This is a genomic window from Armatimonadota bacterium (genome assembly GCA_025059775.1).
Lineage (GTDB): Bacteria > Sysuimicrobiota > Sysuimicrobiia > Sysuimicrobiales > Sysuimicrobiaceae > Sysuimicrobium.
In genome coordinates, this window is record JANXCW010000050.1 from 1 (window position 1) to 580 (window position 580).

2 protein-coding genes are annotated in these 580 nt (G+C 50.5%); both read right to left on the bottom strand.

Features of this window, described 5'->3' with window-relative positions; all coding sequences use genetic code 11:
* Positions 1–96: 96 nt before the first annotated feature.
* A complete protein-coding gene (locus N0A24_12305) occupies positions 97–351 on the bottom strand; it encodes an Lrp/AsnC ligand binding domain-containing protein (protein MCS7174117.1) in 255 nt (84 codons plus the stop codon).
* 5 nt (positions 352–356) lie between these two features.
* The coding region (locus tag N0A24_12310) for a glutamine synthetase (protein ID MCS7174118.1) at positions 357–580 on the bottom strand (224 nt) is incomplete at its 5' end.

Consider the following 580-nt stretch of genomic DNA (forward strand, 5'->3'; position numbering starts at 1 on the left):
TATGGGCTAGAAGAACTCCCGGCATAGTCCTCATAGAGACTATTTGATGCGAAGTGCCGGGTTCGGTTCTCACAAGTACGTAGGCAAAAACCTTGGTCATCGTCTGTTCCCGCTGAACATCACGATGCAGGTCTCCGTCCTGACCACGTTGGGGATTTTCTCGATCACTTTGTATAAAACTTGGGAAAGCATTTCGAGGTTTTCGGTTTCGAGAGTTATTATGGCGTCGTATCGCCCGAACACGGAATCAGCGGAAACAACTCCTTTCACCTCTGAAGCCTTCTTCAAGAAGTTTACGATGTCCTCGGATGTTCCCGGCTTGGCCGAAACCAAGACGTAGGCCTTGACCATGTGTATCACACGTCGAAGTACAGGTAAAACTCGTAGGGATGCGGCTTCGTGGTCACGTCGATGAAAGCCTTCAACTGCAGCTCCGTCATAACCTCGATCAAGTCATCGCTGAAAACAGGCTTGAGAAAATCTCTGTCGCTCAGAAGCTCTTCTACGGCTTCCCGCAGCGAGCCGGGCAGCTCCCTTATGCCGAGCTGTCTTCTCCTTTCTGGGTCGAGTTTGTAGATGT

Coding starts and splice junctions, on each gene's coding strand:
- N0A24_12305 (MCS7174117.1), bottom strand. CDS start 351: ATGGTCAAGGCCTACGTCTTGGTTTCGGCCAAGCCGGGAACATCCGAG.